The organism is Paenibacillus sp. FSL H7-689 (assembly GCF_000517905.1).
GTDB lineage: Bacteria > Bacillota > Bacilli > Paenibacillales > Paenibacillaceae > Paenibacillus > Paenibacillus amylolyticus.
Window position 1 is genome coordinate 119148 of the sequence record NZ_ASPU01000011.1, and the last position, 17555, is coordinate 136702.

The 17555-nt window shown below is 43.9% G+C and carries 22 protein-coding genes; all 22 read right to left on the reverse strand.

Features of this window, described 5'->3' with window-relative positions; genetic code table 11:
* Nucleotides 1–151: 151 nt before the first annotated feature.
* The 22 genes from C170_RS07040 to C170_RS07150 all read right to left on the reverse strand — a co-directional run bounded on the left by C170_RS07040 (nt 152) and on the right by C170_RS07150 (nt 17551).
* Entirely contained in the window at nt 152–1549 is a 1398-nt protein-coding gene (locus C170_RS07040) for an ATP-binding protein (protein WP_327196627.1), read from the reverse strand.
* Between the two features lie 55 nt (nt 1550–1604).
* Nucleotides 1605–2321 (reverse strand): response regulator transcription factor, encoded by a 717-nt coding sequence (locus tag C170_RS07045; protein WP_036607918.1) that lies wholly within the window; start codon nt 2319–2321, stop codon nt 1605–1607.
* A gap of 139 nt (nt 2322–2460) precedes the next feature.
* A complete protein-coding gene (gene ccsA, locus C170_RS07050; RefSeq protein WP_017687663.1) occupies nt 2461–3723 on the reverse strand; it encodes a cytochrome c biogenesis protein CcsA in 1263 nt (420 codons plus the stop codon).
* Nucleotides 3720–5393 carry a cytochrome c biogenesis protein ResB gene (gene resB / locus C170_RS07055; RefSeq protein WP_036607737.1) on the reverse strand — a complete coding sequence of 558 codons (1674 nt, stop codon included), beginning with the start codon at nt 5391–5393 and terminating at the stop codon, nt 3720–3722. Before resB ends, ccsA begins: the two co-directional genes overlap by 4 nt.
* Before the next feature lie 14 nt (nt 5394–5407).
* Nucleotides 5408–5935: a redoxin family protein gene (locus C170_RS07060; RefSeq protein WP_036607739.1), complete on the reverse strand. Its 528-nt coding sequence runs from the start codon at nt 5933–5935 to the stop codon at nt 5408–5410.
* 134 nt (nt 5936–6069) lie between these two features.
* Nucleotides 6070–6819, reverse strand: a complete 750-nt coding sequence (locus C170_RS07065) for a pseudouridine synthase (RefSeq protein ID WP_036607741.1) — start codon at nt 6817–6819, stop codon at nt 6070–6072.
* A 197-nt stretch (nt 6820–7016) separates the two neighbouring features.
* The gene (locus tag C170_RS07070; protein WP_036607743.1) at nt 7017–7835 is read right to left on the reverse strand and encodes a S1 family peptidase; all 819 of its coding nucleotides are present in this window, start codon (nt 7833–7835) and stop codon (nt 7017–7019) included.
* A 63-nt stretch (nt 7836–7898) separates the two neighbouring features.
* A complete protein-coding gene (locus tag C170_RS07075) occupies nt 7899–8432 on the reverse strand; it encodes a spore maturation protein (RefSeq protein WP_017687658.1) in 534 nt (177 codons plus the stop codon).
* A 6-nt stretch (nt 8433–8438) separates the two neighbouring features.
* Complete coding sequence (locus C170_RS07080) at nt 8439–9065, reverse strand: nucleoside recognition domain-containing protein (protein WP_036607746.1); 627 nt, start codon at nt 9063–9065, stop codon at nt 8439–8441.
* 31 nt (nt 9066–9096) lie between these two features.
* Complete coding sequence (locus tag C170_RS07085) at nt 9097–10284, reverse strand: D-alanyl-D-alanine carboxypeptidase family protein (protein WP_036607749.1); 1188 nt, start codon at nt 10282–10284, stop codon at nt 9097–9099.
* Nucleotides 10285–10446: 162 nt separating this feature from the next.
* Nucleotides 10447–11250, reverse strand: a complete 804-nt coding sequence (locus C170_RS07090; RefSeq protein WP_036607750.1) for a sigma-70 family RNA polymerase sigma factor — start codon at nt 11248–11250, stop codon at nt 10447–10449.
* Between the two features lie 66 nt (nt 11251–11316).
* Nucleotides 11317–11958, reverse strand: coding sequence for a lytic transglycosylase domain-containing protein (locus tag C170_RS29985; protein ID WP_051447051.1), 642 nt, complete (start codon nt 11956–11958; stop codon nt 11317–11319).
* Nucleotides 11959–12020: 62 nt separating this feature from the next.
* Nucleotides 12021–12236, reverse strand: a complete 216-nt coding sequence (locus C170_RS07100) for a hypothetical protein (protein WP_036607752.1) — start codon at nt 12234–12236, stop codon at nt 12021–12023.
* The gene (locus C170_RS07105) at nt 12233–12607 is read right to left on the reverse strand and encodes a hypothetical protein (RefSeq protein ID WP_051447052.1); all 375 of its coding nucleotides are present in this window, start codon (nt 12605–12607) and stop codon (nt 12233–12235) included. Before C170_RS07105 ends, C170_RS07100 begins: the two co-directional genes overlap by 4 nt.
* Before the next feature lie 78 nt (nt 12608–12685).
* Nucleotides 12686–13072 carry a hypothetical protein gene (locus tag C170_RS07110; RefSeq protein ID WP_036607754.1) on the reverse strand — a complete coding sequence of 129 codons (387 nt, stop codon included), beginning with the start codon at nt 13070–13072 and terminating at the stop codon, nt 12686–12688.
* Between the two features lie 136 nt (nt 13073–13208).
* Nucleotides 13209–13775 (reverse strand): sigma-70 family RNA polymerase sigma factor, encoded by a 567-nt coding sequence (locus C170_RS07115; protein WP_051447053.1) that lies wholly within the window; start codon nt 13773–13775, stop codon nt 13209–13211.
* A gap of 596 nt (nt 13776–14371) precedes the next feature.
* Complete coding sequence (locus tag C170_RS07125; protein WP_036607758.1) at nt 14372–14788, reverse strand: Na-translocating system protein MpsC family protein; 417 nt, start codon at nt 14786–14788, stop codon at nt 14372–14374.
* 234 nt (nt 14789–15022) lie between these two features.
* Nucleotides 15023–15220 (reverse strand): hypothetical protein, encoded by a 198-nt coding sequence (locus C170_RS07130; protein ID WP_036607761.1) that lies wholly within the window; start codon nt 15218–15220, stop codon nt 15023–15025.
* The gene (locus tag C170_RS07135) at nt 15189–15512 is read right to left on the reverse strand and encodes a hypothetical protein (RefSeq protein ID WP_036607763.1); all 324 of its coding nucleotides are present in this window, start codon (nt 15510–15512) and stop codon (nt 15189–15191) included. Before C170_RS07135 ends, C170_RS07130 begins: the two co-directional genes overlap by 32 nt.
* A gap of 156 nt (nt 15513–15668) precedes the next feature.
* Nucleotides 15669–16583 carry a hypothetical protein gene (locus C170_RS07140; protein ID WP_036607767.1) on the reverse strand — a complete coding sequence of 305 codons (915 nt, stop codon included), beginning with the start codon at nt 16581–16583 and terminating at the stop codon, nt 15669–15671.
* A gap of 15 nt (nt 16584–16598) precedes the next feature.
* Nucleotides 16599–16994: a hypothetical protein gene (locus tag C170_RS07145; protein ID WP_036607769.1), complete on the reverse strand. Its 396-nt coding sequence runs from the start codon at nt 16992–16994 to the stop codon at nt 16599–16601.
* Nucleotides 16991–17551, reverse strand: coding sequence for a hypothetical protein (locus C170_RS07150; protein ID WP_036607771.1), 561 nt, complete (start codon nt 17549–17551; stop codon nt 16991–16993). Before C170_RS07150 ends, C170_RS07145 begins: the two co-directional genes overlap by 4 nt.
* Nucleotides 17552–17555 lie beyond the last annotated feature (4 nt).

Sequence of the window (17555 nt, forward strand, 5' to 3'; positions counted from 1 at the left end):
TGTCACATAGGAAGGAAAATTATCTTGGACACTCTTTTTAGTCAAAAAAAGACCATTCTTGTTCCACGTTGAACAAGATTAAACGGTAGTCTTCAACAAAAAAACACCCTCCATAAGAGGGTGTTTCCGCACTTTTTGTATGAAATTCAGGCTATTTCGATGAATCCAAAGGAAATTGCAAAATAAACTCTGTTCCTTCGCCAAGCACACTATTGACGGTAATCATGCCTTGATGCGCATCAACAATATTTTTCACAATCGCTAAACCAAGCCCCGTACCTGCACTTTCTCCCCGAACACGAGCCTTGTCTGCTTTGTAGAATCGTTCGAAAATAAATGGCAAGTCGGATGAAGGGATACCTACTCCCTGATCCTTCACAGAAACTCTAACAAATGGAGCACGAAGATAAGTGACGCGCTCGGCTGAGATCATAACATTTTTGCCAGTAGGTGTATGTCTGAACGCATTATCCAGCAGATTCGTAAATACTTGCTCAAGTCGATCCTCATCTGCCTGTTGAAGTTCAATGGTTGGTTGTTCGAACTTAAATTGCAGTTGAATTCCCTGTTCTTTTGAACGCACAGAGAACTTCCGATATACACGTTCAAGTAGTTCTCCGAGGTCAACTTCCTTCATCACCATGTCCGTGTGTCCAGCTTCCATCCGCGCAAGATCAAGCAAGTCTTTAACCAATCTGCCCATCCGTAGAGACTCATCATGAATGACTTGGATCAGTTCTTCGCTCTCTTCCGGTGAGGTTGCCATACCGTCCAAAAGGGCTTCACTGTAGCCTTGCATCATGGATAGCGGAGTTCGTATCTCATGAGATACGTTAGCCACGAAATCACGCCGCATTTTCTCCAGACGCACTTCTTCTGTTACATCTCTTAAAACAGCCACAGCCCCTCTGACAACACTGTCAGCGTACAACGGTGCCATCTGAACAGACCAGACACCTTGCTGTACGTGAACATTGGAGTTCTGGTCCCCGCCTTGCTCCATCACCATTCTGAACAAAGGAAGAAGGGGCTCAGGTACATCCCGCGAAGTCTTGTCAGACTGCTCGGATTCTTGTCCTTCGTCCATTTTCGCCCAATCGAGATCATACCATGCCTGCATGATCTTCTCTCCAGGCGGATTCGTCAGAATAACTTTGCCTTCACCATCGAATGTAACAACAGCATCAGTCATGCTGCGAAGCACACTCGCCAAATGTTCCTTCTCATGGTTAAGGTTTCGAATATTATCTTCCAGTTGGGCAGCCATATGATTAAATGTGTTGGCAAGTTCACCAATCTCATCACTCGTTACCAGGGAGAGACGTGTTCCGTAGTTCCCTTTGCGAATCGCATTGGCTGCCTGAATCAATTGCTGCATAGGCTGCGTTATTTTGGTGAATAGAAACAATGCAAAAAACGTGGTTAAACTGAATCCGATAATACAGATATAGGTGAACAACCGCTTAATATCTCTGGATTCGGATTCTGCAAAGTTCGTATCAATGTAGGGCAGCAAAAAAAGACCCAGCGCTATAAGTACACAACCCACAAGGCAGATAATAGTGATCCATAACTTCCCGACCAGTGATCTCCAGAAACTAAAACTACTTCGGTACTTCCAGTTTATAACCCACACCCCACACCGTCGTAATCATGGCCGCCGATTCAGGCGATACCTTGTTAAGTTTCTCGCGAAGACGCTTCACGTGCGTATCCACGGTACGAAGATCGCCAAAGAATTCGTAATTCCATACATCTTTGAGCAATTCTTCTCTGGAGAAAACTTTGTCGGGAGATGTTGCCAGGTAGTGCAGCAATTCATATTCTTTTGGTGTAAGACTAATCTCTTCGCCACCAGCGGTTACCCGGTGGGCATCATGCTCAATAACCAGATGCGGGAACACGATGTTGTTACTCGAATTGCTCTCCTTGGAGAGATAAGCTGTCGCGGAAGCTCGACGCAAAATCGCTTTGACGCGATAAATCACTTCTCGCGGGCTGAATGGTTTTACAACATAATCATCAGCGCCAACTTCGAAGCCTTGAACCCGGTTAATCTCTTCACCTTTTGCAGTGAGCATCAAAACCGGCGTTGATTTCACCTGACGAAGACGGGTACACACTTCAACTCCATCCATACCCGGCAACATCACATCAAGCAAAATCAGACCGTAGTCCCCTGCTGTTGCTTTACGCAGCGCAGTTTCCCCATCCTCAGCTTCATCGATTTCATAACCTTCTTTTTCAAGATACATTTTCAAAAGCCTGCGGATTCTCTCTTCGTCATCCACGACCAGTATTCGATTCTCATGTTCAGCCATGCCTCTCCAGCCCCTTTGCAATAACTCCTCATCACTTCTATTATGTTCGATCTGGCGAACAATATTTGAATACCCTTCAATAAAAAGGTACATTTGTGTTTCCCGCTTCTAAACTCAACCTTTGCAATACGAGTCTGTCCTAGTCAGCTCCAGCATAAGAATGTAATCCGGCAATGATCAGATTCACTCCAACCAGCGTAAACATAACCACCAGGAAGCCAAGAACTGCAAGCCATGCAGACTTCTGACCTTGCCAACCTCTGGATAAACGCAAATGCAGATACACACTATAATATAGCCATGTAATCAATGCCCACACCTCTTTGGGGTCCCAACCCCAAAAGCGACTCCAGGCAATCTGAGCCCAGATCATGGCAAAAATTAATGCTCCCAGCGTAAATATCGGAAAACCAATGGCAATCGCGCGATAACTTATCTCATCCAGATCATCAGCATCGATTCCATCCATCATTGGCTGTAACGCTTGTCCAAGTGGTCTGCGCACAAGAAGTCGTACAATTCCATACAGGATCAGACCTACAATAAGTGACCAAACCACCGTATTCAGCTTGCGCCCGGCATTTACCCCGTTCATCCAGGAAGGCGTCTCAAGTAAAGGTTTTTTCATGCCAAGAAACGGTGTCATGCTCTCCACTTCGCTATTATATGGTGCAAAAATCGGAGGCATGCGATAAATCACTTTCTCTATTGTACTATTTTCCTGTACCTCTGTGTCAATGCTGACCGTTTTCTGTACAAAAACCGCCTCGTAACCAGCTGTACGAAAGGCAAATACCGTTCCTATGAATCCGATGACTACAACGATCGTAACTAGGGTGAATTCAACCCATCCTCGTTGACGTCTTGAAGACTTGTCTTTACCACTGAAATCAACAGTACGGAGCAAATACATGAACCCTGCGGCAAAACCCACGGCGAAGAATGCTTCACCAAGCGCGGCCAACGTCACGTGAATTTTCAGCCAGATGGACTGAAGCGCCGGGATTAATGGCTGTACCTCCTGAGGAAATACAGCGGCATACGCCATAATAATAATGGTAAGTGGTAACGCAAACAAACCCAGTAATGACTTGCGGTATATGGCATATACAACAATAAATGCAACCATAATCATCATGGACAGAAAAGACATGAACTCATACATGTTACTAACCGGGATATGACCTGCCCCAGCCCATCGGGTTACAAAAAATACGATATGAGCCGCCAAGGCGACAGTCGAAGCGATGAAAGCTCTTTTACCCCAGCGATTCATATGGTCCAGAGGATCACGATTACTCCATTTTTTGCCCATGACCGCGACAGCATATAACAAGAATGCAGCACAATAGAGAAAGAAAGATACGATAAATGCGTCGCTGCTGAAATCCAATAATCTCATGCCTGATTCCCCCCGTTATCCAACGACTTCTCTTCCACTTCCAAATTCATCTGTTTCAAGACGGCCGCAACTTCACGCCTGAAGCCAAACCAGTTTTTGTTGGTATGTCCACCCAAGGTGAGCTGTTTATCATCAAAACGAATCCAGATGCGGCGATGATGCCAATAAAAACCCATGACCAGACCCAACATAACAATACCGGCTCCTACCCACACAAAAGGCATTGCCTTATCCACTCTTATATTGAGATAACTTACGGACTGAATAATATCGACCTTGTCCATGCTGTCTACTTCCAGCTGTAAAGGAATCTCAGCTCCAATCAACTGTTGGTTAATCGCATCTTGTTGAAACCGTTGTTTATCAATCTGCTTCGCAAAGTACAGATATTGTATCCCCTCTTCGGGCAGATCCGGTCCCTTGATGAGAAAGAGAAAAGCAGGTGCATTAGGTGAAGGCGATTTTGATTTGGGCTGACCATTCTCATCCAATCCAAAGTCCATAAACTTTTCTTTTACCGTGAGCTTATAAGGACCAGCTTCAAATGTTCTTTGGGTATCTACCATATCGATCTTAATTGGCCCATATACTTCACCCGTCTTTGTATTGACCAGATCAGGCGTTACGGACCGAATGGTGGGTGTTAGATCATAATCAAACTGATATGCTTTCAGACCGTTATAATTCAATGGATGATTCACGCGTACATCATGTCTGGCTACCTCAGCTAACTGAGGTTTCTTCGAGAGATCCGAACAATCTGCTGTACATTCATACAAAACAACTTTTGTTTCAAACAGTTTTGGAACGGTCTTGTTCAGGTTACGGAATTGCTCGGGTACTTCGTCCTCACTGTAGAATTCAACATTAAACTGTTCATTTTGCAGATACATCGATGTATTCGGGATCTTTTTGATCTCACCTTCAGGAAAAGCGACGTGCTCGTCCAAATTCAGACCTGGAAGACCTCGTGCGAGCACCGCCAGCAAAAATATAATGAGTCCAATATGGATGACATATGGGCCCCATCGACTGAATCGCTGTTTCTCGGCGAGTAATGCATCCCCCTGGGTGTGCACGCGGTATCCTTTCTTTTTCAACGGCGTAACCGCTTTCTTAATCCAGTCTTCTGGTGCCTCTTCGATGGTACCTTGGTACACGAGACGCTGTCTTGTCAAAAATTGCGTATGCTTACGTATTCTCTGTTTATTCAGTGCTTTGTAGAGCGGTAGGACGCGATCCAGACTGCATATCACCAATGATGCCCCAATCAGCACCAGCAGTAGAATAAACCACCAGGATTCATATGTATGGGATAAACCCAACAGATAATAGATATGACCCAACTGACCGTATGTTTCTTTGTAGTACACGGAGGGATCGATATTCAGAAATGTACTTTCTTGCGGATAGATCGTGCCAAGCATAGAACCTACAAGCGTAAAAACAATCATATAGACGGCAATTTTAACGGAAGAAAAAAAGTTCCATATGCGGTCAATGATATTAGGATTACTACGCTGTGAACGGCGCGCCATGCCATCATAACGCATTTCCAGCACTTCATCCGATTTAGCTTCAGACTCCAGCAGCGGTTTCCCACATGCTTCACATAGTACAGTGCCTACCGGATTCTGGTGTCCGCACTCACATTTGGTATTTTGGAACACGAATAGACCTCCTGTCAGGGCTGCTTCGCCAGTTGCGAAATTTGAGCGTCAAGTGTGTCCAAATCAAGTTGCCCGATATGAATGGTAGAGATTTTGCCCGTGTCGGATACAAAAAATGTCGTTGGCATGGGAGAGATCCCAAAATCACGAACCGAGTTTTTGTCCCGGTCAAGCATGATTGGAAACGTAACGCCAACCTGCCGTACAAAATTATCCACGGTCATCTGGTCTTCTCCAACATTAATCCCGACAAATTGTACTCCCTGGTCCTTCCATTTGTCAGCTTGCGCCTGAAGTGCAGGCATTTCTTTAACACAAGGTTCACACCATGTGCCCCAGAAATTGATCACCATCGCTTTTCCTTTGTACTCATCAGACGTATGAACTTGACCATCCAGGCCCAGCAGTTCAAAAGAAGGAGATTTGTCCCCTTCCTTTGGCTTGCCATTCGAGCCGGATACCGATGTGGTAATCGCATATCCGCCCAACACCAGGATCAATAACAAAATGACGATTTGCACCGTTCTTCTTGATTTCCCCATGTGCTGCTCCCCTTTTAAGTGACTGTAGCATTCGCATCTTATTGGTATAAGACAACTGTGAACATCCTATGAACAATTATAGCGAATTTCGTCACAAAACTGCGGCGGTTTTATGAAAATTATGTGTCCTCACATTACCTTTTTTTCATTTTTTTGGCTGGCTCTGATTGTGCGAGGGTAATCAGGTTGTTGACTTCCTCTTTGGTCAGATGACGTGTCAGACCACGTTTCAGGTTTTGTAGCAAAATACCACCAAACGAAATCCGTTTCAGGCGGGTTACCGGATGGTTGATTGCCTCGAACATACGTCTAACCTGACGGTTACGTCCTTCATAGATCGTAATGGAAATGACCGACTCATTAGCCGCTGTATCCACATCTTTGTACTCTACCTCTGCAGGAGCAGTCATGCCGTCATCCAGCATAATGCCTGTCTTTAATTTCTCCAAAGCTGTACCATGTGGCACACCTTTAACCGTTGCATGATACGTTTTGGGTACGTGATGCTTAGGATGCGTCAGCAAATGTGCAAACTCACCATCATTGGTAAGGATCAATAAGCCCTCTGTGTCATAATCCAGACGACCTACAGGATATACGCGTTCCTTGACACCTTTCAGGTAGTCGGATACAATTTTCCGACCTTCCGGGTCAGATGCACTTGTGATTACGCCTTTTGGCTTGTTTAACATCAAGTACACTTTTTTCTCACTACGGATCGGTTTTCCATTAACCGTAATCATATCCTCTTCGGGGTTCGCTTTTGTACCCAGTTCGGTTACGACCTCCCCGTTAACTTCTACTTTGCCGGACAGGATTAGTTCCTCGCTCTTGCGGCGGGATGCAATGCCTGCCTGTGCGATAATTTTTTGTAATCTTTCCATGTTTGTCATGTCACCTCACACTAATGATACCCATCACGCAAGGAAATCACAAGGATAATCCATGGATTTTGTAAACTGGAGACACGAATATCCATTTCTGGCTACCTTCCTCCCCCAGATTGCCGCAAAAAAAAGCCTACCTTTACACGACCTGTTGAACACAGATGGCGTAAAGATAAGCCTTTTCCTCAAATCATTTAATTGGAAACTTTGCCGGCAACTGCAACCTGTTTTTTGGCAGGTGTGGTACTCTCTTTAATGAAAGTCTGCAATGTCTTGGAAGTAATATAATAGGTACGTCCACCGTACACAAATGTCATCATACCAATTACCCGGTTGTTCTGATCCAGAACAGGGCCACCTGAATTACCTTGGGCCATGGATTTCACAATACTGCCGATTCCCTTTTTACCTGGGACGTCCAAAGCTTGGGAACTAAACACTCTGCTTTTGGCTATCGTATTGAAGGTTGAAGGAAAATCTTCATCCAGGATGACAAGATCACCAGCAGGATTTTTGGGGAATCCAATCGTATAGACAACCTGGTTATCCCTTGCATTTGCAAATGCGACCGGTTGGGCGTCTATTTCCTTGTCCAGCTTCAGCAGTGCCATGTCTGTGACCGGATCTGTCTTAATAATCTTCGCCTTTACAGGCTTGCTAAGGGAACCCGGACTTGCAACAGTCAGTGTACCTTCATCACCATCAGACAGTTCAGCAAAACTCTGAACGACATGATAATTCGTGAGCACTTCATCCTTCGAGATCAATATTGAGGTACCAACATCATAATATACCATATCGGGTTCATCCTGCTTGACCAAACGTACATTCACGACTGGAAAAGAATCCGCTGTGACTGCCATTTGTGCACGCAGCTGTTTATCGAAGTAACCTGTAAAATGTATCGTCTGAACGGCTTGAGCTGCCGCCAGCCCCGTTGACCCTGCGAGCATTGCAATAGCAAGCACGCCTGACATTCCGACACGGAGCATTCGTTTCCAACTCTTCTGCATGTCTCACTCTCCTCCGCTATTATTCTAGCATATCTAATATATCGGAAGGAAAGGAGATATCTTTTAACCAAAAACGAGCAAACAAATGGCGAGGGCAGCAATAAAACCAACGACATCGGAAAACAACCCTACTTTGAGTGCATATCGACCGTTACGTATGCCTACAGCCCCAAAATAAACAGTCAGCACATATAACGTGGTGTCTGTACTCCCCTGAATCGTAGATGCCATACGTCCAATCATGGAGTCAGGGCCATGGGTTTTGATCAGATCGGTTGTAAACGCCAGAGAGCCTGTCCCCGTTAAAGGACGCAGTATTCCGAGTGGTAACACTTCGCCCGGAACACCCATCCAGGACACCAGCGGAGCAAACAGACTAATCACAAAATCCAGTGCACCCGAGGCACGAAATACGCTGATTGCGACCATCATGCCCACGAGATGTGGAATAATACTGATTGCAGTGGAGAAACCATCCTTGGCCCCATCAACAAAGGATTCGTAAACCGGGACCTTTTTGGTAAACGCATATAATGGAACAAACGCGATAATAACCGGGATGGCCCAGACGGAAATCCAGTTGATGAAGGTTAACAAAGGTGCTCATCCTTTCATGCCGGGATTGCCACTTTTCTGTATGCGCGGCGGTTTGTGTAAAGCCCTGTTTCGATACCAGCGATCGGCGATTATAGCAGCAAGTGTAGCGATAATGGTAGCCATCAATGTTGTTCCCACAATCTCTGTTGCATTGGCGGAATGATAGTTTAAGCGGATGGCGATCAGCGTTGTCGGAATAATGGTAATGCTAGCCGTATTCAGAGCCAGTAAGGTGCACATCGCAGGAGAAGCGGTTTGTTTGTCCGGATTAAGCTCCTGCAGCTGTTGCATGGCTTTGATTCCCATCGGTGTAGCCGCATTTCCTAGTCCCAGCAAATTGGCACTCATATTGGAGAGAATATAACCCATCGCCGGATGATTTTTGGGCACATCGGGGAACAGGAAGCCCACAACCGGACCGAGCAGCTTGGCAATCCGAGCCAGGAGACCCGCATCTTCAGCCATTTTCATCATGCCCATCCAGAACACAAGCACACTAATCAGTCCAAAACAGACCGTGACTCCCGTTGCCGCCCCATCAAAAGCGGCTTGCGTGACCACTTCGATATTGCCGTTGACGGCTGCAAAAACAAATCCGATTAAAATCATGAGCAGCCAAATTAGATTAATCATGGATTATATCCTCCCTTCAATGGCGATTTAGCTAAGGAGACAACAGATGGCTTAACACGGCGCGCCATGCAGCTGCCCAGGAAGAGACATCACCGATTCCACCCAGCGTTGCATCTTCTGTCTTCGGTTCAGGAGGAATATAACTGCCTTTGCGATACACGGGAATTGAGCCAACAAGTTTGCCGTCAAGCTGCATATCAATGCGACCTGCCAATCCAAACGAAGGATCTGTCGCTTTTTTCTTGTCTTCCTTTTCCGACTGTCCTCTATTTTCGTGTAGTATCAATTTCTTGGTCAATGAACTTTTCTCACTCTCAGCCAGTGGGTACCAAAATCCCCGGCCCGTAACAACATCTGTATTTTGCACAGGCTGTTCTTGCTTCGCGACCTCTACCAACGGGAAGTACTCAAACCCGAAATCTAACATCCGAGCATGATCGTTCCAATCGTTTCCATCGTTCAGCGTTACTGCGGCGAGCTGCTGTCCGTTACGTGTAGCGGAACTGACCAAACATCTGAAAGCTTTTTTTGTGTAGCCGGTTTTCACTCCATCCGCACCTTCATACATCCGCAACATTTTATTTTTATTGTGCCAAGAGTATTCCCAGCTTTCATTGGGGTTCGGTGCGGATTTGTCCTCCGTGGCTACGATGCGTTTGAACACCGGATTGTGCAATGCATATGCCGTTAATCGTGCCAAGTCGTTAGCTGTTGAATAGTGACCTTCTGCATCCAGTCCATGAGGGTTCATAAAATGAGAATGCGTCAGACCGATTTGCTCCGCCTTTTTGTTCATTAACAGGACAAAGCCTTCTTCCGATCCACCGACATGTTCTGCGATCGCAGAGGCCGCGTCATTGCCTGAACGGAGCATGAGCCCGTACAACATGTTTTCAAGCGTCATCTCTTCACCTAACTTGAGATAGAGAGAAGATCCTTCTTTGGCAAAAGCCGAGGGAGACACTTTCACTTTATCATCCAGCTTGCTGTGTTCGATCGCTACGATCGCTGTCATGATTTTGGTCAAGCTGGCAATTCGCAGTTCTTTATCCCCATCCTTGCTGTATAAGATCCGGCCTGATGTGACATCAATGAGAGCAGCGCTTTGCGCATGAGTAGACGGACCTTGAATCGTTGCCTGGGCTTGAGTAGCCCCAAATGAAGACAGCAAGAAGACAGGGATAAGCATGCATGCAATGACTTTCGTTATTTTTCGCATCAATTCATTCCTCCGGGTCACTTGGAATCTTGTACTATCTTATGTCCAGACAACTTGGAGTATGTCCCATCGGGCAAAAACAGCAAAAATCCCTCACGCTTGGATGCGGGAGGGACGTTATGTATGAGGCGTTATATAAGATATCAAGGGCTTAGACGACAATCAAGCCTGATCCTTTTTATCCAGCATTTTAGCTACTTTTCGCATAATTCTAGAGACTCTCATCTGGCTAATGTCTTCCATATCTGCGGTCTGAGTTTGATTAAATCCTTCAACACGATGCTTCAGTACAGTCACTTCTTTCTCACTAAGCTTGCGCTTGACCGAATCAATAACCGCATCAACGTATAACTTGTCCAAAATATCTTCTTCAATATTCTCCCCGCTATAGATGGTATCCATCAACGTCACGGATTGAGTTTGTTGATCATCAGCACCTACAGGCTCATCCAGGTATTTCACACCTTTACCCACTTGAAGTGCTTTATTGATCTTCTCTTCTTCCTCATCAAGCAACAATGCGATTTCATGTGCTGGTGGGAGGTAGCCCATATCGTGCTCAAGTCGATTGATTCGGTTAATTAATTCCGTAGCTGTGCGAGTTGGACGAATAATGCTTGCGCTATCTCTCAGAAAACATCTGATTTCTCTGACAATGGCAGTAACACTGAACGAACTGAATTTTACGCCACGCCCCGTATCAAATGCTTTAACCGCTTTGATGAATCCCAGACGGCCCAGTTGAAGAATATCATCCTTCTCCACACAATGATTCTTAGTAATCATTTCAGGTTTTCCAATATACTTATGAACGGAATGCCATATCAGGTTCTCATTGACCAGAATACAATCCCCGAGGAAATGCTCATCGAGCTTACAACGTTCAATATTCTCTACGTCATCCATTGTGTAATACTTCTTGTCTGCCTGCAAATTCGTGCTAATATGTTCTGGAAATTTTCCCATTTGGATCTCCCTATGTAAAATTGATAAACGATCTTATAGTATTCAAATTCTATTGTTAAATGATGTTTATTGACCTTTTTTGATTATTCCAAGCATCTTGTTATGATGTTCCTTCACTTGATTGTAGTACCAGGGGCGAGCCTTTCCCTTATCTACATTGCCCTCCCCCTGATTGTACGCAATGGTTGCCGTACGAAGATTTCCGTCGTACTTATCCATAAGATATTCCAAGTATATAATGCTTGTCCTGATATTCGTTTCAGGCTGATGTAGCTCCTGTTTACTCACTCCATACGATTTCGCTGTGCTAGGAAGAATCTGAAGTAAACCAACCGCTCCATGGGATGATACACTTTCCTCTAACATCCTGCTCTCTTGCCACATCATAGCCAGAATCCAGACGGAATCGATATCCGTATCCTTCGAATATTGAACTACCCACCTCACATACTTCAGCAGCTTTGCCTGGCTCACTGTTTTCTCATGGTGGAGTTCTATATACTGTTCAAGCATATCCGTCATTTGTATGTGCGCAGGAGCAACCGATTTAACTTGTTTTTGTTGTTTTTGTTGTTTTTGTTGTTTTTGTTGTTTTTCTTGCTTCATTAGTTTTATTGGCTTTACCTGCTCTGCTTCCGTTGCTTGGTATTGTGAAGCTAATACCACCACCGCAACAACAATACCTATTACTCTTTCTAAAGTAAGCAACAGATTCGCCCACCTCCTTACTGAAAGCTCTATATTATAGAAGGAATAATCTCATACATACGTTAGGATTGGTCTTGTTCACTTGGCTGATATACAATGATTGCTGCAAATTCCAACGTGTTACTGGATGGATCAACGGTGGAGGTAAACTCCAGTCCGGTAACGAACGTGTGTGGTTTGGATAACATCCATGCGTTGATTAATTCTTCCACACCTGTATCGCTAGCGGACACAAACGTTTTTACAGCTAAATCCGAGGCGTAGTTTAACACCTTCATTGCTCTTCACCAGATGAGTCTTGTTCCTCTTCCTTTTTCTCTTCAATGAGTTGATTAAACTCCTCTTCGGTCAGTTCATGAATCTCCAATTCGTAAGCACTTGTCAGAATGTACCCCATACCATCCGTTAAATGAACGTTATAAAATGTTTGTAGTTCTTCATGGAAGGTACCCTCTTCGTAGTTGAATCCAATAATGGCTTTTTCGTAACCAGCTACACGACCAGCAAACCATACGTTCGCTTTTGTTGTTGCGCCAGTTGGCGTCTGGATTTCATGCATATTGGTCGGCGCGTGGATATACTTTCCAATCATACTGGATACGATTTCTTCCGTTAATTTATCATCTTTTGCTTTGATCATATGTGTCATTGAATTATTCCTCCATTAGTTAAAGTCTCGCGAATATGCTTGCCCTTACATTCTCTATACGTGTTATCGGAGCGGCAGTTAAATTGGAGCCGCAGATGAAGGATTGGTTCCGCTGCTTAGGACCATATAGTTCGTCCGCATATGGTGTACAGCCACGTCCAGATCAGCCACTCGTTTGGAGACAAAATCTTCGATGACAGGCTCCAATGGCCTGAAACCTACACTCAAGATCGGTTTTTTATGTATATAAGCATGATGCATGATCACAATATCAGTAGAGGTCAAATGATCCATTTCCAGATTAACCAAGACAGCATCAGCCTGTAACACTACTTTCTCAATGATCAAGGCATACTCCCTGTTGCTTAAATCAGAAGCTGTCGAAGAATCATGACTTGCCCAAGCGATATCCGAATACCCCTCTAGACGTTCCACAGAAAATCCTAAAACCACCACACTAAGCATCCTTGTTCCGCCTTTCTTTCTGTACTAATCTCTCTATACGACATAAAAAAGCACCCAGTTAAGGGTGCTCTCTCTGTTCTATGTAGGTTACTGAATCTATCTTCATCAAACTTAGGCTATTAATTGCCACTTATGACTACAATGCTTCGTATTTCTCACGAATCGCTTTCCATAACTGGGATATACGTGCCTTGGATACACCTAGCATTCCTGCAATCTCTACAAATTCATACCCCGAAGTCCGAAGCTTAAAGATTTGTTTCTCTCGTTCGTTCAGCCTCATATTTTCCATAATATCTGTTACAAACTCAAAATTCTCATAAGCAAACCCAGCATGACCAAGCGCTAATGCGATGTCTGAGCTTTCCGATTCATCGCCACCCCCCTGATCCGTGCACATGATCTGTACAGCGTTAACCACACTGAGATTTTTCTCAGACATGCACTTGCGGTACATGTCCTTAATTTTATTTTCGATAAGATGATCAACAAACGTCGACATTTTGGCCTTTTCTGCATCATACTTGTCCAGGGAGTTAACTAATTTGATCATAATCTCCTGGGTCACATCTTCTTTCTCCATCCCGGCAAACGTTTTACCTCTAAGTTTGTGACGACACTTCTCCTGAGCTTTATTCAGGAACATGTCTATATCCCCAATCTCAAATAAATCATCAAAACCCATAGCAGTTGTAGCAGACATTATACATTTCCCCCATTAACTATTTAATTATCAGTAATCGTATTCTTTCTTCACAATCTAGTCGCTATCCAGCATGATCTTACTCTATATTCCCGCTATTGCTCCCGAAATCTCATATACCATATGTAGTCTTGTTACACACAATTGAAGCTAATAAGCCTAATTACACACAAACAATCAAGAAATCTCCCTTTGATCCGCCTCCCCATTCCCATCCTATTACATTCAGAATAACAAATACGAACTAATGTTCGCAACATTTATTTATTTCGTTCGCTTATATGCCTTTTACTGACTATATACGAAGTATACAGTGAAAGGTAAAGTAGCATTTTTTACAAACAAAAAGACCAACACAGAGCGCACCACTGGAAAATACCAAAATGGTGGAATGTGTCGGTCTTGGTCTGACATCTATTTCGTCCCAATTACCGAAGATATGGCCTTCAAGTTCTTTAACAAGGTTATAGGCTTCGTCAAGATTATTAATCTATTCGATCGCCATAAGGGTAGTATAAGGAAATATGTAGGATATTGTCAACAACAAAATTAGTTCCTAAGAACCTGTCCAGTATTCAAACGTTAGTTAATAGGTCTTAAGGCATGTTAATCTCATCATTTTTCAGCAGCACTTCAACATCCTTGTTCATCTTGAAGACTGTAATCTGCTCTGCAAAATCATGACCAAAAAATGTTGTTTCGATGTCTTCGATCTTCAGACCCATGTTGATATAGGAGAAAACGGGGTTGAAATCTTCTCTCATCATATGTGCTAGCTTCATCTTGTATTCGGCGAAAATTTGACTTGAGTGTGATTGCATATGTTCCAGCATGAATGCTTCAGGCTTGGTGAATTTTGCTGTAAACTTTAAGATGATAAAATGATTCATGATAGAGACTCTGGTATCTACCGGCCCGCGCTCAGTAAAATCTTTTCTTATTCTGGATGCCAACTTTGCGAGCTCTCTTTCCAAGTCTTTTATCTCAATGTCCCATCCCTCCTTGCCAATCATCCTGACCCCTTCTACTGCCCCTGAACATATGAATTCAACCTAGTTTAATCAAAACTGCTTGTACAAGACAAGTTTCAATGGATGCATTAAATCAAGTCACTATCAACTTTTCATGAAAAAGGAATAGACCCCAGAACTAGGCTTGGGGTATATCACTTTATTAACTATATTTTATAATTATTCAAATAAATCAACACTTGGTGCTGAAAAGCTAACATTAGTTAGCTCATACGCTTAATTTATCATTTCATTGGTGAGCTCTATTTTGAGTAGGCTAAACGCAACCAGGTTCAAAACGACATTGGCACCGTAGTCTTTTTCGATCAAATCGAACGCTTCTTCCGTTGCTCCAACCAGATCCTCCTTATCCGAGGTCATCTCGGTAGTGACAATTTCCTCATCATTCAGTGCAAAGGTCAGCCTGTACAGCATCTGTATTCCCCTCCTTAGAGGTCAATTCAATATTTCGCACATCGGTAAGATCAATGATATGAACCACATCGTCTGTATCTTCCAACGTAATCGATTTCCCCTCGTTCTTGTGTTTGGTGAAAAGTCGGCGATATTCTTGCTTAACCTCATTCCCAGTTAACGGGATTTCGCGTACGACCTTATCCGAATCTTTCTCTTTCTGTTGTAACCTTGGATTATCTTCCATCCAGTTCACTGTTTTTTTCTTCCCACTTCCCTTGAAATAGAAATGAGCAGTAAGTTCAATATTCATCGTACACTACCTCCCGGAATAATTACGTTTTCATACTACTTTCTCTATACGCCTTGATCAGTTAATCGTTAATGCTAATCTTCATGCAGATGCGGGATACACAAACTATTTCGTTGTTAAAAGAAAAAAAAGGACAGCATATGCTATCCTTCCGTATTAGTATTTCTTAACCGCTATACGATTGCCGTATGAGTCATATATATATTGGAAGTTAGTTTGAACAGGTGTTGTTCCCAACCTGGTGATGGACTTGGCCACCAATCTTCCCTCATCATCATACTGATAGATGACATCAACCAAAGTAGGAAGTTGCACGAAGTCCAGACCGTCATATCGATATATCTCACCAATCGAAATGACTAAGAAGGAATCATCCTGTGCATAACCTTCTGGAGAAGCCGGCATGGTAAGTACAGGTTCTCTAACAAGCTGCTCGGTGTAGTTGTCTGTAACGACTTGTCGAATAACTCTTCCCTGATTGTCAAAAGCAAAATATGTAACCACATCCGTATAATCTACCAAATCGCTGATCGATTCCCACGGATCAATGACATTCAGGCGTTTTCGTTCACCCCAAGTCATGCTCACATGGGTTTCTCCATCGCTGATCATATCGGCACTGTGTGTGTCAGGATGTGTGTAATGATTGGCCTCACGCTCGATGTTGGACAATTTTTCGCGTTCGTCCAGAGTCATGATAACGTTATGAATTCCATCTGTTAACATATCAGCACTGTGTGTATCAGGATGGCTATAGATCACCGTTTTGGTACCATTAAGATTAATCACTCCATTCTCAGGATGGTTCGAAACTCGATCACCACCCACCTTTACATATTTCCCACCGCTGTATGTATAGGTCGTTGATTCATTTTGATTGCTTGAGTCTTGGCGGACCAAATACAATCTTCCTGCTTCACCTACGGTTGGAAGTTCTGTTTTGAGTCTGACCGAGACCACGTTCCCTACTGACACTGCGTCCAGTCTGCCATCAAGTGAGGCATAAGAATCCCTGGCTTGTTTAACTTCACGTTCTACTTTGGCAGCTTTGCTGTATGAAACAATATCCATGTGGTGGTCCTCCTCTCACCTTGTAGTCAAACCAACGACCTCAATATCGAAGTTGGCCACATCTGTACCCAGATTTTTTAACGACAAGTGAAGTGTTGAAGTCCCATCTACGTCCTCATATGGCAAATCGATCATATCGTAAATCCCTTCCATAAAATTCCCCGTCGAGTATTGGGAATTGTTGAAATAGAGAACCTCTGGATGCGGACCCGCACTGTTCAATACATGAAGTTCCACATTTGTCTCTCTAGACGGAATGACCCTAATCGTTTTGATCATGAATCGAGGATGTTCCATGGGAATATCAATCATTGCCTTCGCCCCACCGCCAACATACTCTACTCTTTGGGCAAACGATACCGGCAATAGCACTTTTCTCATCTCCTCCATCAGTTTCCATGTCCTGTTCAAGAGTCTTCCCTCCTTCTAGGAATATGCGTATCCGGATACCGTCGTGGACGAAGATGATTGCCAGATGTGTTACCACTTCCGCTGTAAGACCAATCCCCCCACGTTTTCCCCATTAACCCCGCTTGCTGGACAGGAATTTTGACCTTAATGCACCAATCGAGCCCCGCATAATTTTGTTTCACTTTGAGGCCTCTTATGGTATCACGAATTAAACCTACTCCACTGGACTGGGTCAAAAATTTATGCTTGAGTATCATATTTTTTTCATTAGGAACTCCCACTCTGGTTCGTGGCCCATAAATATACTTATCCGTAACGTATCCAATCAATTGATCATTATGGTTGTCCAGCATCCTCCATGTACCCCAACGGTAGATGTCAATTAATTCAGCCGTAGTGGATAACGTTCCTAATGAATAGACTATTTCCTTACCTTCAATGGTGACCGGAACAGCATCAAGATCGTATCCAATGCCATGGAGAACTGCCGCCTTACTCTGGGTATAGAGAGAACCGCTCTCGGCGGTCCCTACAACTTTCCCTTGATGTATAGCCATGTCC

Bases quoted from the DNA above. Each gene is read 5' to 3' on its own strand.
- C170_RS07045 (WP_036607918.1), bottom strand. From the start codon at position 2,321: ATGGCTGAACATGAGAATCGAATACTGGTCGTGGATGACGAAGAGAGA.
- ccsA (WP_017687663.1), bottom strand. From the start codon at position 3,723: ATGAGATTATTGGATTTCAGCAGCGACGCATTTATCGTATCTTTCTTT.
- C170_RS07060 (WP_036607739.1), bottom strand. From the start codon at position 5,935: ATGGGGAAATCAAGAAGAACGGTGCAAATCGTCATTTTGTTATTGATC.
- C170_RS07065 (WP_036607741.1), bottom strand. From the start codon at position 6,819: ATGGAAAGATTACAAAAAATTATCGCACAGGCAGGCATTGCATCCCGC.
- C170_RS07070 (WP_036607743.1), bottom strand. From the start codon at position 7,835: ATGCAGAAGAGTTGGAAACGAATGCTCCGTGTCGGAATGTCAGGCGTG.
- C170_RS07080 (WP_036607746.1), bottom strand. From the start codon at position 9,065: ATGATTAATCTAATTTGGCTGCTCATGATTTTAATCGGATTTGTTTTT.
- C170_RS07085 (WP_036607749.1), bottom strand. From the start codon at position 10,284: ATGCGAAAAATAACGAAAGTCATTGCATGCATGCTTATCCCTGTCTTC.
- C170_RS07090 (WP_036607750.1), bottom strand. From the start codon at position 11,250: ATGGGAAAATTTCCAGAACATATTAGCACGAATTTGCAGGCAGACAAG.
- C170_RS07100 (WP_036607752.1), bottom strand. From the start codon at position 12,236: ATGAAGGTGTTAAACTACGCCTCGGATTTAGCTGTAAAAACGTTTGTG.
- C170_RS07105 (WP_051447052.1), bottom strand. From the start codon at position 12,607: ATGACACATATGATCAAAGCAAAAGATGATAAATTAACGGAAGAAATC.
- C170_RS07110 (WP_036607754.1), bottom strand. From the start codon at position 13,072: ATGCTTAGTGTGGTGGTTTTAGGATTTTCTGTGGAACGTCTAGAGGGG.
- C170_RS07115 (WP_051447053.1), bottom strand. From the start codon at position 13,775: ATGTCTGCTACAACTGCTATGGGTTTTGATGATTTATTTGAGATTGGG.
- C170_RS07125 (WP_036607758.1), bottom strand. From the start codon at position 14,788: ATGATTGGCAAGGAGGGATGGGACATTGAGATAAAAGACTTGGAAAGA.
- C170_RS07130 (WP_036607761.1), bottom strand. From the start codon at position 15,220: ATGCTGTACAGGCTGACCTTTGCACTGAATGATGAGGAAATTGTCACT.
- C170_RS07135 (WP_036607763.1), bottom strand. From the start codon at position 15,512: ATGAATATTGAACTTACTGCTCATTTCTATTTCAAGGGAAGTGGGAAG.
- C170_RS07140 (WP_036607767.1), bottom strand. From the start codon at position 16,583: ATGGATATTGTTTCATACAGCAAAGCTGCCAAAGTAGAACGTGAAGTT.
- C170_RS07150 (WP_036607771.1), bottom strand. From the start codon at position 17,551: ATGGCTATACATCAAGGGAAAGTTGTAGGGACCGCCGAGAGCGGTTCT.